Source organism: Collinsella aerofaciens, from assembly GCF_020181355.1.
In the GTDB taxonomy this organism is placed as follows: Bacteria; Actinomycetota; Coriobacteriia; order Coriobacteriales; family Coriobacteriaceae; genus Collinsella.
Genome location: NZ_CP084004.1, coordinates 2212144 through 2230332, shown reverse-complemented (window position 1 = coordinate 2230332; position 18189 = coordinate 2212144). Strand labels below are relative to the sequence as shown.

16 protein-coding genes are annotated in these 18189 nt (G+C 63.2%); 10 read left to right on the top strand and 6 right to left on the bottom strand.

Annotated elements, in window-relative coordinates; genetic code table 11:
* The first annotated feature begins 130 nt into the window (after nt 1-130).
* Complete coding sequence (locus LCQ44_RS09745) at nt 131-622, top strand: helix-turn-helix domain-containing protein (RefSeq protein WP_117736974.1); 492 nt, start codon at nt 131-133, stop codon at nt 620-622.
* Complete coding sequence (locus tag LCQ44_RS09740; RefSeq protein ID WP_225094231.1) at nt 589-1494, top strand: IS3 family transposase; 906 nt, start codon at nt 589-591, stop codon at nt 1492-1494. The genes LCQ44_RS09745 and LCQ44_RS09740 overlap by 34 nt, the downstream gene beginning before the upstream one ends.
* A 65-nt stretch (nt 1495-1559) precedes the next feature.
* On the opposite strand, the gene LCQ44_RS09735 is transcribed toward LCQ44_RS09740, so the two are convergent.
* On the bottom strand, nt 1560-2651 hold the full coding sequence (locus LCQ44_RS09735; protein WP_225093743.1) for a beta/alpha barrel domain-containing protein: 1092 nt from the start codon (nt 2649-2651) through the stop codon (nt 1560-1562).
* Between the two features lie 192 nt (nt 2652-2843).
* On the opposite strand from LCQ44_RS09735, the gene LCQ44_RS09730 reads away from it, so the two are divergent.
* Nucleotides 2844-3014, top strand: a complete 171-nt coding sequence (locus LCQ44_RS09730) for a hypothetical protein (protein ID WP_225093742.1) — start codon at nt 2844-2846, stop codon at nt 3012-3014.
* Nucleotides 3015-3038: 24 nt separating this feature from the next.
* Here the strand turns inward: LCQ44_RS09730 and LCQ44_RS09725 are convergent, their stop codons facing one another.
* Both LCQ44_RS09725 and LCQ44_RS09720 read right to left on the bottom strand, forming a co-directional pair.
* The gene (locus tag LCQ44_RS09725) at nt 3039-4142 is read right to left on the bottom strand and encodes an RsmB/NOP family class I SAM-dependent RNA methyltransferase (protein ID WP_225093741.1); all 1104 of its coding nucleotides are present in this window, start codon (nt 4140-4142) and stop codon (nt 3039-3041) included.
* Between the two features lie 59 nt (nt 4143-4201).
* Nucleotides 4202-6352 (bottom strand): class I tRNA ligase family protein, encoded by a 2151-nt coding sequence (locus LCQ44_RS09720; RefSeq protein WP_225093740.1) that lies wholly within the window; start codon nt 6350-6352, stop codon nt 4202-4204.
* 132 nt (nt 6353-6484) lie between these two features.
* Between LCQ44_RS09720 and LCQ44_RS09715 the strand changes: the two genes are divergently transcribed.
* The 3 genes from LCQ44_RS09715 to queA all read left to right on the top strand — a co-directional run bounded on the left by LCQ44_RS09715 (nt 6485) and on the right by queA (nt 8976).
* Nucleotides 6485-7054 (top strand): DUF3267 domain-containing protein, encoded by a 570-nt coding sequence (locus LCQ44_RS09715; RefSeq protein WP_225093739.1) that lies wholly within the window; start codon nt 6485-6487, stop codon nt 7052-7054.
* Between the two features lie 64 nt (nt 7055-7118).
* The gene (locus LCQ44_RS09710; protein WP_225093738.1) at nt 7119-7694 is read left to right on the top strand and encodes an epoxyqueuosine reductase QueH; all 576 of its coding nucleotides are present in this window, start codon (nt 7119-7121) and stop codon (nt 7692-7694) included.
* Nucleotides 7695-7764: 70 nt separating this feature from the next.
* Nucleotides 7765-8976 carry a tRNA preQ1(34) S-adenosylmethionine ribosyltransferase-isomerase QueA gene (gene queA, locus LCQ44_RS09705; protein ID WP_225094253.1) on the top strand — a complete coding sequence of 404 codons (1212 nt, stop codon included), beginning with the start codon at nt 7765-7767 and terminating at the stop codon, nt 8974-8976.
* A 421-nt stretch (nt 8977-9397) separates the two neighbouring features.
* Here queA and LCQ44_RS09700 read toward each other — a convergent pair whose 3' ends face one another.
* The gene (locus LCQ44_RS09700; RefSeq protein WP_225093737.1) at nt 9398-10519 is read right to left on the bottom strand and encodes an IS110 family RNA-guided transposase; all 1122 of its coding nucleotides are present in this window, start codon (nt 10517-10519) and stop codon (nt 9398-9400) included.
* Between the two features lie 380 nt (nt 10520-10899).
* Nucleotides 10900-12675, bottom strand: coding sequence for a coiled-coil domain-containing protein (locus LCQ44_RS09695; RefSeq protein ID WP_225093736.1), 1776 nt, complete (start codon nt 12673-12675; stop codon nt 10900-10902).
* Between the two features lie 294 nt (nt 12676-12969).
* On the opposite strand from LCQ44_RS09695, the gene LCQ44_RS09690 reads away from it, so the two are divergent.
* The 3 genes from LCQ44_RS09690 (at nt 12970) to LCQ44_RS09680 (ending at nt 16320) form a co-directional block, all read left to right on the top strand.
* Nucleotides 12970-13770, top strand: coding sequence for an SDR family NAD(P)-dependent oxidoreductase (locus LCQ44_RS09690; protein WP_006235414.1), 801 nt, complete (start codon nt 12970-12972; stop codon nt 13768-13770).
* A 438-nt stretch (nt 13771-14208) separates the two neighbouring features.
* A complete protein-coding gene (gene tgt / locus LCQ44_RS09685) occupies nt 14209-15348 on the top strand; it encodes a tRNA guanosine(34) transglycosylase Tgt (protein WP_215694799.1) in 1140 nt (379 codons plus the stop codon).
* Nucleotides 15349-15561: 213 nt separating this feature from the next.
* Complete coding sequence (locus tag LCQ44_RS09680) at nt 15562-16320, top strand: LOG family protein (protein ID WP_215694800.1); 759 nt, start codon at nt 15562-15564, stop codon at nt 16318-16320.
* 168 nt (nt 16321-16488) lie between these two features.
* Here LCQ44_RS09680 and LCQ44_RS09675 read toward each other — a convergent pair whose 3' ends face one another.
* Entirely contained in the window at nt 16489-17349 is an 861-nt protein-coding gene (locus LCQ44_RS09675; protein ID WP_225093735.1) for a DegV family protein, read from the bottom strand.
* Between the two features lie 156 nt (nt 17350-17505).
* Here LCQ44_RS09675 and LCQ44_RS09670 point away from each other — a divergent pair, with 156 nt between their 5' ends.
* Nucleotides 17506-18168 carry an HAD hydrolase-like protein gene (locus tag LCQ44_RS09670; RefSeq protein ID WP_225093734.1) on the top strand — a complete coding sequence of 221 codons (663 nt, stop codon included), beginning with the start codon at nt 17506-17508 and terminating at the stop codon, nt 18166-18168.
* Nucleotides 18169-18189 lie beyond the last annotated feature (21 nt).

Genomic DNA, 18189 nt, shown 5'->3' with positions numbered 1-18189 from the left:
GTTTGTGGGCTGGTTGACGGTTTTAACGGCTGCGCCTGTCCCTCCTGACATTTGATAACAGAAAAAGGCCCGTCCCGTTGTTTTGAACTGCCTCCCATTTCTTGGACATGAGAAATGGGAGGCTTTCTTTATGCGCGTTGATTTGAGAGTGAAGCATGATATCGAGGCCAGGAAGGCGGCCATAGGGCTCTTCGAGCTCGGGCACGGGTATAAATCTGCCGCGATTGCCCTTTCGCTTCCCGTGGAAGCCGTGAGAAGATGGCAGGAGATATACCGCGCATTCGGGAGCGAGGTGCTGCTGCGCATGGACGGAAAGCAGGGCAGGTACACATACGAGCAGAAGGTCGCCGCCGCCTCCGCCGTCGTCGACGGCGGCATGACGAAGACCGAGGCGATGGCGGCGTTCGGCATAATGTCGATGTCGCCGCTCAAGAAGTGGTGCGCGCTATACCGCCGGGGCGGCGCGGAGGCCCTGCGCCCGAGGCCCAAGGGCCGGCCGAAGGGTTCCAAGGCGAGGCCGCGGACCCGCGAGGAGGAGCTCGAGGAGCGGTGCCGTAGGCTCGAGGCCGAGGTGGCCTACCTAAAAAAATTACGCGCCCTGGTCGAGAGGGACGGGCTCTGACCAGGGCGAAGGCCGAAGCGGTCGCGGCCCTGCGCGCCGAGGGGCACGCGCTCGGGCACTTGCTCGCATGCGCCGAGCTCAAGCGGTCGACCTACTACTACGCCCTCGCGCACCCGCCGAGGCCCACGCGCCCCGAGCTCTGGGAGGCGGCCGCCGAGATCTTCTCGCGCACCGCCAACGGCTGCGGGCACCGGCAGATAGCGATGTGCCTCAGGGCGGAAGAGGGGACCGTGATAGCCGACAAGACCGTGCTCAAGATGATGCGCGAGATGGGGATTCGCTGCGGTATCAGACGCGAGACGGCCTACCACAGGTACAACTCGTACAGGGGCGTCGTCGGCAGGACGTTCGAGAACGTGATCGCGAGGGATTTCGACGCCGGGGCCCCGTGGCGGAAGCTGGGAACGGACGTCACCGAGTTCAAGGTGGCGGGCGGCAAGGCCTACTGGGCCCCGACGCTGGACTTCTGCACCAAGGAGATCGTGGCGAGCGACATATCGACCACGCCCGACATGGCCCAGCAGGTCAGGATGCTCGACGAGCTGCTGTCCAAGATCCCCGAGGGCGCCGCCCCGACCATGCACTCGGACCGGGGCTGGCAGTACCAGCACGCCTCGTACACATCCAGGCTCGAGGCCGCCGGCATCGTCCAGAGCATGTCCAGGAAGGCGAACTGCATCGACAACGCCGCCACCGAGCAGCTCTTCGGCCACGTCAAGGACGAGTTCTACCGGGGCCGCGAGTGGGAGACGTTCGAGGATTTCAAACGCGACCTGGAGGAATACATAGTCCACTGGAACACGAGCCGGAGGCAGGTAAGATTGAAGGGCCTGACCCCGGAGGAGTTCCGGAATCAGGCCCTCGCGGCCTAGTCGCTATTTAGGGCGTCCAAGATTTGGGACGCAGTTCATTTGCGGGACGGGCCTTGCTGTTGCGGCTAGCGTTTCTTTCCGCGGAAGAAGAAACCGTGCAGCGAGGGCTTGAGTCCGCGGTTGGCGCGACGCTCCTCGATATGATCGTGGATTGAAGCGACGCGTTCGATGACTTCGTCGGGGATCGGCACATCGGGATTCATGTTCTCGACCTGGCTGACCTCGGCGGCGGCGACCTGGTCGATAATGGGCACATCGTCGCGCGAGATGACGGGCGTGGCGTCTTCCTTCATCTTGCGATAGCGCTGCATCATGTCGGTCTGCAGCTGCTGGGCCGATGGCGGCGTCCAGATGATGGCGTTGGCGCCGGCGGCGATGGTCTCACGGATGCTCTCGGGCGTCTTGCCGCCCGGTGCGATGAGCGGCAGGTTGGGATAGTGCTCGCGCAGTTCACGCAGGACCTGCGGCGTGTTCTTGCCGGCCGCGATGTTGAGGATCTTGGCTCCGGCGCGCACCTTGGCGTGAGCATCGTCGTCGCAACGTACGACCGTGGCGATGACGGGGATGTCGGCGATGTTGGTGATGTGCTCGACCATCTCGGCAGTAGCGGGGGAGTTGACTACGCAGCCCGCCGCACCTTGCATCTCGGAAACGGCCGCCATCTGCACGGAGCGCTTACCGGTGGTGGTGCCGCCGCCAACGCCCACAAAGACCGGGCACTCGGCAACGGTCAGCAGCGCCTGCGTAATGGCGGGCTGCGGCGTGAAGGGGTAGACGGCAAACACGGCGTCGGCATTGGAATTGCGGATGACCGCCACGTCGGTGGTGTAGATGAGCGATTTGATGCGGCGGCCAAAGAGCGTAAAGCCGCTGGCCTCCTCGATCTCATCGGGCATGCGGAGGGCCGCCTTGCGCAGACGTCCGTCGATGGGCAGCGGCTCCATGGGCAAAAGGCCGTTGGGAGTTACGGCCACCTGGGGCTCGGTAAATTCGTTTGCAAGCTCTACCTCGGAGAAGTCGACCGAGGCGACGATGTCCTCGTGAACCTCGGCGGGAACATCAATGGGGGCTTGGTCGTTAGTCGCGGCAGGCGTATCGAAGGAACTGGTGGCGACAAAGGCGTCGACGCGCTCGTTCAAATCGTTGAGAGAATCCATGGCGGTCCGTTTCTATGTTGTGCGGTCGGCAGTGTACGACCGGCGTTGCGAGTGCTAAATCGTTTGACGAGTTGATTTTTCCCCGCCGCGCCATCCGTTAGACTGAGGGGCCGGCGAACGTGAAGGAGCTGTGGTGGCGGGAATCGAGGTGCTATCTTGAATGTCCCGTATACAAAAGAGAGGTGACGCGGTATGGAATTCTCGGCAATGTTGGGCTCGATTGGCCTATGCGTGGGCGCAATCGTTGCCGCCGCGGTCATCTACTTTGTGGTCACGGCCATTAAGGGCAAAAAGGCCGAGCGCAAGGAGCGTGAAGCGCTTGCGCGGCATAAGGACCAGCAGGACAGGCGCGCACGGCGATAGCTTGTTGAGTTTTGAATCCGTGCGCTAGCTGCGTTTTCGGACCAGGGCGATATAGAAGCCCTCAAAGTCGCGACTGGGCGGAATGGTCAGCGTGCCGGGCATGCCGTTGGCAATGGCCGAGATGTGGCCCGCGGCGATTGCCTCGGTGAGAGCGTTGGACTCGATGCGGGGTTCCTCACCAGCTTCCTGGGCGCGACGCGCTTCGCTTTCGCTCGGCGTGCCGTCGAGGGGGATGAGCTCGCAGTCCATGTGCTTGTCGAGGGCCTCTTGCAGGGCATCCTCGTTTTCCTGCGGCAAGATCGAACACGTCGAATAGACGAGCGTGCCGCCCGGTTTGAGTGCCCCCATGGCGCGATCCAGAAGCGCGCGCTGCGAGCGGGCGCACTTGACGAGCAGCTGCTCGGTGAGGCCGCGCAAGCTCTTTTCGTTGCCGCTGATGACGGTGCCCGTGCCGGTGCAGGGAGCGTCGAGCAGGATGCGGTCAAAGCGGAAGAACTCGTCAAGCTCGCGTGCGTCAATACGCATGACGGGCACGTTTTTGGCGCCCTGGCGGCCCAAGTTGGCCTCGAGCTTTTCGGCACGGGGAATGCTCATCTCGCAGGCAGTGAGGTGCGCCTGTCCCTGGGTGAGGGCGGCGATTTGCGTCGTCTTTCCGCCGGGGGCCGCACACATGTCCAGGATGTCCTCGCCGGCCTGAGCGCCCAGCACGAGCGGCGGCATCATCGACGACAGGCTCTGCAGGTAGATCTTGCCGTCACGGTAGATGTCGAGGTCCCATAGGTCGGAAACTTGGGCCTCGGGCAGGATGAAGGCGTCCGGATGCCATGCGACGGGGCGGTGCGCGATGCCGGCCTCGTCGAGTGCGGCGGCGATGCCCTCGGCGGTCGCCTTGAGCGTGTTGGCGCGCAGTGTGACTGGGCGTGTGGCCGCGGCGCCAAAGCCTTCGATCATGAGCTCGGCATCGGTGGGGACATAGGCGCCGGCGACCGTGTCGACCATAAAACGCGGCAGGTCGGCGGCGCAGGGAAGGGCGGCAAGCTGGTCGGAAAGCTCGGTAGCGGCAAATTGCCTGAGCCTGAGCTCGGGCTTAACCTGCTTTTTTTGCTTACGACGACGCGGCTTGGACATCCGTCTTTCCTTCCCGTCCCAAATTGGTTACTTTCCGGGCACGCTGCTGCTGCCGTGCTTTAGTACTGACTCTCGTGCTTGCTAAAGAAGTCGAAGCGCGGGGGCAGCGGCTTCACGCGGTGCTCGCCGGGCTTCTCGCCCAGGCTCTCCACAAACTCGTCCGTGGAGGCAAAGATGTTGTCCCAGCTAAAGAAGGCGACCGGATCGACGTCGAAGTACTCGCAGATGAGCTCGCAGCCGGCCGGGACGATGCCGTGCATCAGCACGGTCGCCACGCGCAGCTCGGTGAAGGCGTCGACCAGAGCTTGCTTCATGGCGGTGTTGGCCGGCTCGCCCTCGAGCTTGTTGGCGGCCTTGGAGGCATCGCTCCAGCGCTTGTTGGCGGCGCGCAGGTAGTCGTCGCACACGGCGAGTGCGCGGTGCGTCTCGAACTTGTACATGGCCTGCTCAAAGGCAAGGGCGGCCTGCTCGGCAGCCTCGACCACGGCGGCGGAGGCGGCACCGGCGGGAATGCAGCCGTTGCGATAGGGGCTCTCGTCGCCCTCCTTGACGGCGACGCCGTAGAAGCAGCTGCGGGCCAGGCGGTTGAACACGCCAGTCAGCAGGGCGCTCTCCTTAAGGGCCGGATCGATGACGCGCTTGTCGTCGCAGGCGCGCACCTCGTTGCCGTCCTTGTCCTTGCCGGTCACGCGCGTGTCATATGCCTTGGGGCTAAAGCTCACCGGCTTCTCGGACAGGCCGAGCGACAGCCAATGAGCGCGCATCTGTTCGCAGGTGTAGTGGTTGAGCAAGTCGTCTGCCGGCGGGGGAGGCGTCTGCGAGGACGAGCTGGCCTTTTTGCCCATGTAGAGCAGGTGATAGCAGGCACTAACGGTGCTCTGCGTAAGGTCCCAACCCAGGGCCTCCCACATGGCGGTCTGCGCGATGCAGTAGAAGTAGATGTTGTCCTGACCGATGAACTGGTAGATCTGCGCATCGTCCGAGCACCACCAGTCGCGCCAGTCGAGTGAGCTGTGCTGATAGGTGGGCGTGGGGACCTGCGTGGAATCGGCGGCGGGCTCGCCCATGAGGGCGGCATCCTGGGCGGCGACGCCCTCAGTTACGCCGGCGGCCTGGGCATCGCGTGCGAGCACGGTGCGGGTGTAGCTGATGGGCGCCCACAGGCTCTCGGGCCAGCACCAGCAGGTGACGTCGTTCACGCCGTCGACCTCGGGTACCGGAACGCCCCAGTCGATGTTACCGGTGATGCGGAAGGGCACGAGCGCCTTGCCGCTGCGGAAGCGCACTCCGCCGTTGGCGAGCACCGCATGGGCGTCGTCGCGCTCCTTCCAGCTGGGGAAGGTGACGGTAAAGCTGCTCTTGTTGCCCTCGGGCTCCAGCACGGTGTGCTCGGGGAGCTGGTCCTCGACGGCGTCGAAGGCCTCGCGGAACTTGTTCTGGATGTAGAGCTGCGCCGGCAGCAGCCACTCTTCCATGGTCTTGGAGACCACGGAACGAACCTGCGGGTTCTGGGCGAGCTTGGCGGTGTACGTCTTCATAAAGTCGAGGTAGGCTGGCAGGTCAAAGTAGAGGTTGTCGACCGGGCGCAGCTCGGGCACCTCGCCGGTGAGCTGGCTCTTGGGCGCGATGAGCTCCTCGGGCTCAAACTGGTGACCCAGGTCGCACTCGTCGGCGTAGGCTTTCTCGGACTTGCAGCCCTGGATGGGGCAGCGGCCGATCACCTGGCGGCCATTGAGGAACGTGCCGGCCTTGGCGTCGTAGAACTGCAGCGTGGAGCGCTTGGAGATGGTGCCCTGCTCGTGCAGGCGCTCGATGATCTCGGCGGTAACCTCGTTGTGAATCTGCGCAGCCGGCTCTAGGCCCGAGCCGCCGTAGATATCGCAGCTGATGTTGTAGTTGTTGAGGGTCGCGGCCTGGCGAGAGTGATTGGACTCGACATACTCGCCGATGGACTTGTCGTAGCCTTCGTTCTCCTTGAGCTTGCGGTAGCTCTCCATGATGGGCGAGCCGTAGCAGTCGGTGCCCGAGGTGAAGATGACGTTCTCGCGGCCCAGACGGTCGCGCAGGAAGCGGGCGAAGAAGTCGGCCGGGACAAAGACGCCGCCAACGTGGCCAAAGTGAAGGCCCTTGTTGCCGTAGGGCTCGCCGGCGGTAACGATGGCGCGGCGAGGCCAACTGGGACGGTCGTTCATGGAGTATTTGGATGCCATGGGACTCCTTCGCATATGGTGAGAGCGCACCCGGGCACAGGGCCTGGCTGTGCGGTGGTCAATTCGTGCATATCGTTCGACATTATCGCACATGCGGACGGGTACGTGACAGGGGCGCTATCCTAAGATGCTATGAATGAGATTTCCAACATACATGCGTTTGAGGACGAGGATTTTCTGCACGCCTGCTTTGTGTGGGGGATGGCCGTGCTTGGCGCATTTGCCGTGTGCCTGGTGCCGGTGTTTATGCTGCTGGGTGGGCCCGCGGATCTGGATGCGGCTGACGCGGGTGGCTGGACGGCAGTCTTGGGCTGGCTAGTCGGCTTGGCTGCGGTTTCGGCGGCGTCATTTGCCGTGCACGAGCTAGTGCACGGTGTGTTTTTTAAGCTGCTGGCGCCTGCGGGCGCGCAGGTGACCTTTGGGGCGAATCGCGAAACCTGCATGATTTACGCCTGCGCCGAGGGCGTGGTGTATTCGCGCCGGCGGTACGTGGCGGTTTGCCTGGCGCCGACGGTTGTTGTGACGGCGGCGTTTGCCCTGGGGTTTGCGTTCTCGGACTATCCGCTGCTGTGCTACCTGGCGGCCGGCTTGCATTTGTCGGGCTGTGTGGGCGACTGGTATTACGTGCGGACCATTTTGCGCGACCGCCGCATTGTCGCCTGCGAGGACACGTCTTTTGGTGTCCGCTTTTTCGCAAGGTAGTCTTTTTGAGATGATTTTTCTCTGGGACGGGGATTAAAAAATCATTGCGGGGGAGGAGATGTTGATGAAGCCGTTGTTGTTGCACGCCTGCTGCGCGCCGTGCTCGCTTGAGCCAGTCCGCCTGCTGCGCGAGGAGGGGTTTGAACCCACAATTTGCTGGACCAATCCCAATATTCAGCCGCACGATGAATGGCAGCGCCGCTTGGACGAGCTGCGCCGGTGGTGTGCCGATGGCGACATCGAGCTTATCGAGGCGGGGGAGGACCGCGAGCGCTGGGAGGTCGGCGTGGCCCCGCTGGGCGCCGATCGACCCCGTCGCTGTCGCACGTGCTATGCCCTGCGTCTGGCCGAGGCATGCCGTGTGGCTCAGGAGCGTGGGTTTGAGTTTGTGGGCACGACGCTCGCCGTCTCGCCGTATCAGTTGTTCGAAACCTGCAATGATGTGTTGGAGCGTCTGGCTGCCGCCCGCGGTCTCACTCCGGTGATTCGCGATTTTCGTCCGTATTACCCCGAGGCCACGCGTCGTTCGCGCGAGCTGGGCATGTATCGGCAGAATTATTGCGGCTGCCGATTCTCGGCCGTCGAGGCGGCCATGGACCGCGCCCGCATCCGCGACGAGCGCAAAGCGTCCAAAAAGTAGTTCATTTGGGACGTCAGCCTGCTAGGATGTAGAGCGGACTTTAGCTATATAAGGAGTATCCGACGTGTCTATGCGTACCGATGATTTTGACTATAACCTGCCCGAAGAGCTCATCGCCCAAGCGCCTGCCGAGCCGCGCGACTCCTGCCGCCTGCTGGTGGTGGATCGCAAAGGCTCCCAGGCGGGAATGCCGCTGGAGCACGGCGGCACCGTCGAGCACCGCATCTTCCGCGACATCATCGATTATATCGAGCCGGGCGATGTGCTCGTCATCAACAAGACGCGCGTGATGCCGGCCCGCCTGATCGGTCGCAAGGCCGGCTCGGGCGGCGTGGTCGAGACGCTGCTGCTCAAGCGCCGCGAGGATATTGACCCGCTGGGCCATGTTTGGGAGTGCCTGGTCAAGCCGGGCAAGCGCCTGAAGCCCGGTGCACAGATTGAGTATCGCGCCGGTGGCGCCCATGCGCCCGTGGGGGCTCCCGTGGTGCTGACGGCCGAGGTCGTCGACTTTGTCACCGATAGCCGCGGCGGCCGCCTGGTGCGTTTTGAGCCGGCCGGCTGCAATGCCGCCGGCGACCCGCGCACGCTCGACGAGGCCATCCATGCTGCCGGCCACGTGCCGCTGCCGCCCTACATTACCGATTACGAGGGCGATCCCGAGAAGTACCAGACCGTCTACGCCATGAAGGAGGAGCACTCGGCTGCCGCTCCCACGGCGGGTCTGCACTTTACCCCCGAGCTCATGGCCGCTATCGAGGCCAAGGGTGCGAAGTTTGCCGCCGTCGAGCTCGAGGTGGGCATTGATACCTTCCGCTTGGTGGAGGAGGACGACCCTACGCAGCACGTCATGCACACCGAGCGTTACCACGTATCGCAGGAGGTTGTCGACGCCGTGCATAAGGCGAAGGCCGAGGGACACCGCGTGATCGCCGTCGGCACCACCGCCGTGCGCTCGCTCGAGAGCGCTTTTGACGCGGACGCGCCGGTGTCCGATCCGGCCGTGACGGCGCGCTATTTTGAGGACCGCGAGGACGGGGCCGACACGCTTGGCCGCGGTGACATCGTGGTACGCGAGAACGCGACAACGCAGCTCTACCTCATGCCTGGCTCGACCTATCACGTGGTCGACGCACTGATCACTAACTTCCACGTGCCGCGCTCCACGCTCATGATGCTCGTGAGCGCACTTGCCACCCGCGACCAGATCATGGATGCCTACGCTGCTGCTATCGAGGAGCGTTACCGCTTCTTCAGCTTTGGCGACGCCATGCTCATTTGTTAGTTACGCGGTTCTACGAACCGCGTAACTGCTCGACGCTGCAAACCCGCCAGAGCGGCAATCTGCCTTTCAACTTCGGCGGCATGACCAGAAGGTCAATGCCACCTCGCTTCAAGGCACCTTGCTCGCCCTGGCGGGCTTTCGCTCATATGACCCAATCCGCTGTCAAGAGCCACAATGGCCCCGCCGACCGCTTGCAATCGGTCGGCGGGGCCTGCCGTTAACCCGTCCCGGTCCGCCCCCGGCATGTAATCGACGCCTTCGGCTCAGTCTCATATCCGCGGATACCGTTCTGTCGGCCCGCACTCCATTCCTTCGGCGGGGTTCCCCAAGTCTGTCGAGGCGCATGCGGAGGGCTCCGCGCGCACAGCGAAATAGGGGGTATCCCCGAAGGCCGCCCGGCTCGCCGGGACGGGGGCCATGTCTATTCCGCGCCCTCCCGGCACATCATGCCGAGGGCCCAGAGCCACCTCACGAGCTCGGCCGCGGTGGCCGCGTTGGCCTTCGCCGCGGGCATGCCGCGGGCGAGCATCTCCTCGCGCCGCCGCAGGAGCCGCTCGGACCCCTTCCTCCCGTGCATCCTTATCTCGAGGGGCACGCCCGTGTCCCTTGGCATGAGCTTCGGCTGGTGCCGTGCCGCGGCGTAGCACCATGAGCCCTCAACGGCCAGCTTCCTCACGAGCGCGTTGCCCGCACCGCTGATGCCTCCGAGCCGCACGGAGTCGCCACTCGACCTCTGACTCGGCGCGAGGCCGAAATAGGCCGTGACCTGCCTTCCGGAACGGAACCTCGTGAAGTCGCCGACCTCGGCCGAGAAGGCTGCGGCCAGCGCGAAGGCGCAGCCCTTGATCGACTGGAGGGCGGCCACCTCCGCGGCGATCGGGCCGGCATCCACGGCGGCCCTGTACTCGGAGAGCAGGTCCGCCCGGGCCTCCGCCGCGGCCTCGACCTCGTTCCTCAGGGCGGCGAGCGCCCGAACCCCGCCATCGTCCTCCGGCCTGACCTTGTCGAGCCACCTCAGGAAGTCGTAGGCCCAGTACTTCCTCGGGTTGCCGGCGGGCGTGGTGCCGCCGTAGACGAACCCCCGCTTTGCGAGGAAGGCGAGCAGCCGCTGCTTGGCGGTCGCCAGGCGCGCGGTCGCCCCGTCGTAGGCGCCGGCGAGGTCCCTGATGCCTTCGACCTCGGGGGAGGGGACCCATACGGGGGAGATGTCGTGGGCGAGTATCGCCTTGGCCATCCTGGCGGCGTCGTTCCTGTCGTTCTTGGAGGCCGAGTCGGCGGCCGACCTGGGGATCTTCGAGACCGCGGCGACGACGCACTCGATGCCGAGCCCGGCGAGCTCCCTTTGCGGGGCGAAGCCGAGGTAGCCGCTCTCGTAGGCCGCGAGCGACGGCCCGGGGAACCCATCCATCCACCCGGCGATCTCGCCCCAGGGGTTGCCGGGGAACCTCCTCGTCACGGCCTCGCCGGTGTCCGCGTCGAGGGCGCAGACGGTGGTCGACCTCAGGTGGACGTCCATCCCGAACGCGGTAGAATACTTTGGCATGGGAGCCTCCCAACCTCGTTGCGGCGCGGCTGCGCCTATGGCACTTCAACATCATTGTCGCAGCCCCGACCCGCGGTCACGAGCGGGGGCTCCTATCTTTTTAGTGCCCTCGGATTGGGTCATAGTGTCTGTCCGCGCCAAAACATCGGCGTTGCCGTGGTTCAACCTGCCAAAAAGGGACAGGTTTATTTTGGCAGGTTTTATTTGGGCAAACGTTGTTGGCGCAATGGGGACTGGTTTATATTCACCAAGTTGGTGCAAAGTAGCCTGACCCCTTTGCACCAAAAAGTTGCGGTGAGATAGTTCTTGAATTGGCCTTTTTGATGGCTAAACAGGAACTATCTCACCGCAACTGCGTTGAGTGTTTTTTGGCAGCTGGTTTACTTGCTCGCGAACAGCCAGACCAGGATGATCACCAGAATCACGGCGATGATGCAGACGATGGCGCCGGTGAATTTGATGCGTGAGTCGCGGGTACGCTCGCGCACCGCGTCCTCGGTGGCCTCGAGCTGGGCGACTTCTCGCTCAGTCTCGGCGTGTTCGGCTTTGTCTCGGGCCAAGGATCCTGCAAGCGACTCAGTGATCTCTGGATGGTCATGTACCTCGGTCGCCTGCTCGATGATCGACTGTGCATGTGCGGCATCTGCTTGGGCGTTGGCGATGCTTTGCTCTTGGTCGCGGCGTGCCTTGTCCTCGGCGGCGATCTTCTCGCGCAGTTCGCGCTGGCGCGTCGTGGCGGCAGTTTTCGCCGTCTGCAGCTCGTCGCGCGCGGCATCGGCCTCAGTCGTCACGGCTTGGTGCGCGCGTTTGGCGTCGGCGATAGGGGCTTGAGCCTGCTCGACGGCCTGCTCGGCTGCGGCAAGCGAGTGCTCAAGGTCGGCGGTGATGCACGGGACATCTTCTTCGGCTTTACGCAGGGCATCTGCCGTGTCGGAGATCTGCATCGAGAGCTCGCTGGTGCGCACCGTATAGTTGGCGGGATTTGCCGAGGGATTGCGTTGCAGCTCGGCATACTCATTACGCAGCGTCTCGAGCTGGGCGCGCGTGGCGTCGACGGTTTGTTGTGCGGCGGCAATGCCGGCGTCTCGCTCGGCCTGCACCTTGTCGCGGATGCGCTTGGAATCCTCAAGACGTCGAACGAGGCGGTTGCCGGTCTCGCGCGAGCTTGCCTCGCGGGCCTCCACGGCGTCGAGCGCGGCCTTCAGGCGGAGCTCAGTCGCGTCATCCTCTGTCTTCATTTGTTCGAGCTGACTCTTGAGCTCTGTCGCTTTGGCGGCGTGGGCATCACGGTCAATCTCGGCTGCCGCAGCGGTCTTTTGCGCTGTGGCGATCGCCTGACGCTGGTCGGCGACGATCTGGTCGTAGCGGCCTGCGATATCCTGGCGCGTCTCGAGCTCCTCGGCCTGATCGACAATGCGCTGCTCAAGTTCGGCCAGGTGGGCGCGGGCATCGGCAAGTGCCTTTTTCGCGGCGTTCATCTCGCGCATGGCCGAGGCGCCCTGGGCAATAAAGGTGCCCACGGCGTTCGCGGTGTTCGAGACAGCGGTCCCCAGATCGCGGTTCGCGTCGGGGGAGTGCGGGGCGATCGGGCGAGCGGTGTCGACAGCGTCCGCATCGGCAGCCTGCGGCGCGGCGATATTGCCGGTACCGCCCTCGACCACAGAAAAGTCCGCTGCGTGCGGATCGACCGCATCGGCGCCAATCGTGGGGTGCTCGAGCTGCAGAAACGAGGGCATGGTGCTGCCCTGGTCGGCAACGGGGGTCTCGCCGGGTACAAAGGTCGAGGCCGCCTCGGCGGCCTCCTCTTCCTCGGCATCAATATCGGCATCGGCCACGGCGTCTTTCATCGCTTTGACGGCATCCATCATGGAGTCCATGACGGCATCGAGCTCTTCTTCCGAAGACACCTCGATGGGGCCCGCTGCTTGCGGGGCGGGGTCCGTGTCAGGTTCGGCATCGCTCGGCTCCGGCTGCTCGCTTTCATCATGCTCGACAGTATCGTCTGTGTCTGTTGCCTTATCCGCACCGGCGTGCGCATCTGCGGTGGCGGGCGCATCGGTGGAGGCGTCGACGCAGGTAGGAGTATCGCAGTCGTCGACGGCGTCTTCGGAATGATCAATATGCTGCTGAGTCTGGGGGTCCAGCTCGTCTGTCATAGGCATGTGCTCCTCATCGTTGTTTGTCACCCTATGATAAAGTCTCGCGCCGACTTCCCGCGCGCCGCAGCAAAGTTTCAAAACGTGTTCGATGGCTCGCGTCGATAGCAAAAACTCGGCCACTCTATCCAATTTTTACTTGACATTCCCTTCGCCGAAAGACGTTGCGCCGTTCGCCTGCCATGGGCTTTATTTTTCACTTGAACCCGTTAAAGTTGCATTTCAGCTTTTGGCGCGTTTATTTGGATGCGCGCAGTCGGCGGGTGCGCCCGTCGCGATTTGAAAGGACTTTGTATGGGACTTTTCACTGGTAAGACCGTGATCGTCACCGGCGGCGGCAAGGCCACGCTTAAGGACGGTTCCGCTGGCTCCATCGGCTACGGCATCGATATCGCATTTGCCAAGGAGGGCGCGAACCTCGTCATCACCGGCCGCAACGTCGCCAAGCTCGAGGCCGCCAAGGAGTCTCTCGAGGCCGAGTACGGTGTCAAGGTTCTGCCTGTTCAGGCCGATGTCTCGGCTGGTCAGGACAACGAGGCCGTCGTCCAGAACGTCATCGACAAGGCCATTGAGGAGTTCGGCCGCATCGACGCCGTCGTCAACAATGCTCAGGCTAGCGCCTCGGGCGTGACCATCGCCGATCACACCATGGATCAGTTTAACCTGGCCATTTACTCCGGTCTGTATGCTACCTATCTGTACATGCAGAAGGCCTATCCGCACCTGAAGGAGACCAAGGGCTCCGTGGTCAACTTTGCCTCGGGCGCCGGCCTGTTTGGCAACTATGGCCAGTGCAGCTATGCTGCCGCCAAGGAGGGCATCCGCGGCCTGACCCGCGTTGCCGCCAACGAGTGGGGCAAGGACGGCATTAACGTCAACATCGTGTGCCCGCTTGCTTGGACCGCTGCGCTCGAGAACTTCCAGGATGCCTATCCCGAGGCGTTCAAGGCCAACGTCCACATGCCGCCGGCTGGTCACTACGGCGACGTCGAGAAGGAAATCGGCCGCGTGGTCGTTCAGCTCTGCGGTCCCGACTTTAAGTACATGAACGGCGAGACCGTCACCCTCGAGGGTGGCATGGGCCAGCGGCCGTAGGGGTTACGTCTCAGGTTCCGCCGTTCTAACGAACGGCGGACCAGCCGACGCTGCGCGGTCACCAGAGCGACAACTTGTCATTCAAAGAGGACGGCATGACCAGAAGGTCTATGCCGTCCTCTTTTCATGCCAATTTGTTCGCTCTGGCGACCGCTCGCTGACGTTGTCAGAGCATCGGCGTTGCCTTGGCCGTTGGAAATAATCCCAGATGTAGTCGTTGGGGACGTTCTTAAATGACTAGTCGAAAGGGACGCTCTTGCCGGCACCTGGGGACGGTCCCTAAGTGCCGGCAGATTGGGACACTTCTTTGCAAGATGGCGCTGAAGATTGTCCCCGACGACTAGTCGTTTAATGCATCAGTTTCTGTCGAGTCGGTGCTTCTTGCGGGTTGCCCGTATAATGGTTTGCGTATGAACCGCAACCAAGGAGTTCCAGTTTATGGACCAGAGCCTTTTTAAATTCGACCTGATCGCCGAGGACCCGACGACGCATGCGCGTGCCGGCGTGCTGCACACCCCGCACGGCGACATCGAGACACCGATCTTCATGCCCGTGGGCACCAAGGCAAACGTCAAGGGCATTCCTACCGAGACCGTCAAACAGCTCGGCGCCCAGATCGTGCTTGCCAATACCTATCACCTGTCCATGCGTCCCGGCGAGGATACCATCGCCGAGCTGGGCGGCCTGCACAAGTTTATGAACTGGCACGGCCCTATCCTCACCGACTCGGGCGGTTTCCAGGTGTTCAGCCACAACGACGCGGTCAAGCTCACCGATGAGGGCGTGCGCTTTATCGTCAACGATTACGACGGCCGCCACGTGTTCTGGACGCCCGAGGACAACATGGAAATCGCCATGAAACTCGGCTCCGACATCTGCATGCAGCTGGACCAGTGCCCGGGCTATCCCGCCACGCGCGCCTACGTTGAGCGCGCCGTTGAGCTGTCGAGCATGTGGGCCGAGCGCTGCTATAAGGCGCATACCCGCGACGACCAGGCACTCTTTGGTATCGTCCAGGGCGGCATGCACCTAGATCTGCGCCTGCGCTCGCTGCGCCATCTGGAGGAGTGCGGCGACTTCCCCGGTTACGGCATCGGCGGCTACTCGGTGGGCGAGGACCACGAGACCATGTTCGAGACCCTGACGCCGCTTGTGAGCGAGTACATGCCCAAGCACAAGCCGCGCTACCTGATGGGCGTCGGCAACCCCACCACCCTCGTGCGCGGTGTGGGCGTGGGCATCGATATGTTCGACTGCGTGCTGCCGACGCGCACCGGCCGCATGGGCACGGCATTCTCCAGTGAAGGTCGCCTTAACTTCCGCAACGCCCGCTTTGCGCATGACGACGGCCCCATCGATCCCACCTGCACCTGCCCGGTGTGCACGGGCGGTTACAGCCGTGCGCTCATCCGTCACATGGTCACGCAGAAGGAGATGCTCGGCGGCATTCTGCTGTCGATGCACAACATCTACTACCTGCTCAACCTTATGCAGCGTGCCCGTCAGGCCATTATCGAGGGCCGCTACGGTGCGTTCGTGGGCGACTGGATGAACAGTCCTGCTGCGGTGGATTACTAAGGGCGACAGACACGCTTGCAGAGCGTGGGCAACGGCAAAGGCTGAGCGGCAGCCGCTCGTCACATTCTCTGACGCTGGCTGCACGACCGCTGACCGATAGCTTGCAAGCGCTTGATGCTTCGTGGGTACCATACCGAATAGTTGATGTTCGGGCGGGTGTTTGGCGCATGGCGTCGACCCCGCCCGTTTTTCTTTTTCTCGATAGGAGCACCCATGATTAAGAACGAGAATGTCGAGGGCGAGCCTGCCTACGACGAGACGTACCGCCGCGGTCCCGTGGTCATGCGCGGCCCCATGATTCCTAAGGACAACACCTACGCCAACCTACTGGCGCCCGAGGAGTCGACCGACTGGCTGCATGCCGATCCGTGGCGCGTACTGCGCATCCAGGCCGAGTTTGTCGATGGCTTTGGCGCACTTGCCGAGTTAGGGCCTGCGGTGACCATCTTCGGTAGTGCCCGTACGCCCAAGACCGATCCGCTCTACAAGGCGGCGCGCACGGTCGGCCGTAAGATTGCCCAGCGCGGCGTGGCGGTTATCACCGGTGGCGGCCCCGGCATCATGGAAGCGGCCAACAAGGGAGCGGCGAGCGTCAACGGCAAGTCAGTCGGCCTGGGTATCGAGCTTCCGCACGAGCATGGGCTCAACAAATACGTGAACCTCGGTATGGACTTCCGCTACTTCTTTGTACGCAAGACCATGTTCGTCAAATACAGCTCGGGCGCCATCGTGTTTCCCGGTGGTTTTGGCACGCTCGACGAGATGTTCGAGGTGCTCACGCTGGTGCAGACGCACAAGGTCAAGCGTATGCCGCTCGTTTTGGTGGGTACCGAGTACTGGCAGGGCCTGTTCGACTGGCTCAACGGCCCGGTGATGAGCGCCGGTATGATCAGCCCGCTCGATCCGGATCTGGTACACATTACCGATGACCTCAACGAGGCTGTCGACATCGCCCTGAGCGGGCTGATGTAGAGTAGCTAAAATGGGACGGGGCTAAAAAGACTGGTCTGAAACGTTTGATACCAGTCTTTTTAGCCCCGTCCCAAATGAACTGCTTCTAAGTTGCGGTGGAATAGGGATTGATTTGCGGCTGATGAGCCAAAAACAGTCCCTATTCCACCGCAAGTGGTAAAGGTGCCCCTAGTGGATGGGTTGGTAGCGGGGGCAGTAGCTGATGGCGATGGCGTCGACGCCTACGTGGGTGGCGATGGTGCAGCCGATGGGGCCGGTGCCGGCGTCTACGTAGTCCTGGCCTGCGAGCGCTTGGTTGACGAGCTCCTGCTCCTCGGCGGCGCCAGTCGTGAGCACGCGCACGCTGGAGCCCGGGTGCTCGGCCAAAAATGCGAGGCAATCGGCCATGGTGTTGGCGACGATGCGCTTGGCGCCGCGGCCCTTTTTGATGGCCTTGATCTCGCCCGTTTTCCACTCCGGCGAAACGGCCAGGCGAATGTTGAGCATCTGCGTGAGCTGGCCGGCGAGCTTGGGCGCGCGGCCGTTCTTAACGAGGTTCTCGAGCGTGCGGGGAATCAGCAGCAGGTGGGCGTCGGGCAGCGTCGCGCGGATCTGCGCCTCGGTCTCGTCCAGGCTGCGACCGTCCTCGCGCATGGCCAGTGCGTACTCCACCAGCAGGCCCTCGGCGCCCGAGCCGGTGCGCGAGTCGATGCAGCGCACGTCGAGCTCGTGTGTTTCGGCCGTCAGGCTGGCGTTGGCATAGCAGGCGGACCACTCGCCGCACAGCGAGATAAAGATGGCGCTGTCGTGGCCGTCGGCGAGCACGCGGTCAAAGAGTGCCTTGAACTCGCCGGCGCTCGGCTGCGAGGTGTGCGGCAGTTGCTCGGAGCCGGCCATGCGCGCGACGTACTCCTGGGCGGTAATCTGCACCTGGTCGAGCAGGTCCTCGCCCTCGATAATCACATGCAGCGGAATCACGTAAATGCCGAGCTCTTGGGCGCGGGCGGGGGAGATGTCCGACGTGGAGTCGGTTATGATGGCAAAAGACATAATTGCACCTTTCGTTGGGACGCTTGCGCGCCGCCTTCTGAGAGCAAAGTGCGACAAGTATAGTAGAGTCGTTCCACATTACTAGGTTCAATTGTTGAATAGTCAACAGTTTGAAGTGTCGGTGTGGAAATCGTCAACTGGGGAAGAGGAATGCCGATGGGGGCGTTGGAGATAGGCAAACGGCCGGTTGTGCTGTTCGATTTTGACGGCACGGTGGCAGATACGGGCCGGGCGGTGATGACCTCGACGCGCAAGACGCTGGCTGCGCGCGGGTTTTCGGAGGCGCAGATGGGTGATCTGCGCCGCATGATCGGGCCTCCGCTGTGGAAGAGCTTTCACGACTTTTATGGCTTCTCGCGCGAGGAGTCGCTTGTGGTGGCCGACGAGTACCGCGCCTTTTTTGATGAGCTGGGACCGGAGGAGTACCCCGTGTTCGATGGGATCCCCGAGCTGCTGGATGGGTTGGCCGCCCGGGGCAAGCGTATGGCCGTGGCGACGTCGCGCATGGAGGCAAAGTGTATCGACATGGTACGTGAGCTCGGACTTTCTCAGTTTGAGGCGGTGGTTGGCATGAATCCGCCGCAGGGACGCGAGACCAAGGCCGATTCGGTCCGCGATGCCCTGGCGGCGCTCGGCGCGACGGCCGACGATGCCGTGATGATCGGCGATCGCTTCAACGATGTGGAGGGCGCGCACGCGATGGGCGTGCCGTGCATTGGCATCTATTCGGGCGCGGCGGCGCCGGGCGAGCATGAGGCAGCGGGTGCCGATGCGGTGGTGCACTCGGTGGCCGAGCTTGCTAAACTTTTCGCTATCTAATGACGTAATGTGAGGGGCGGG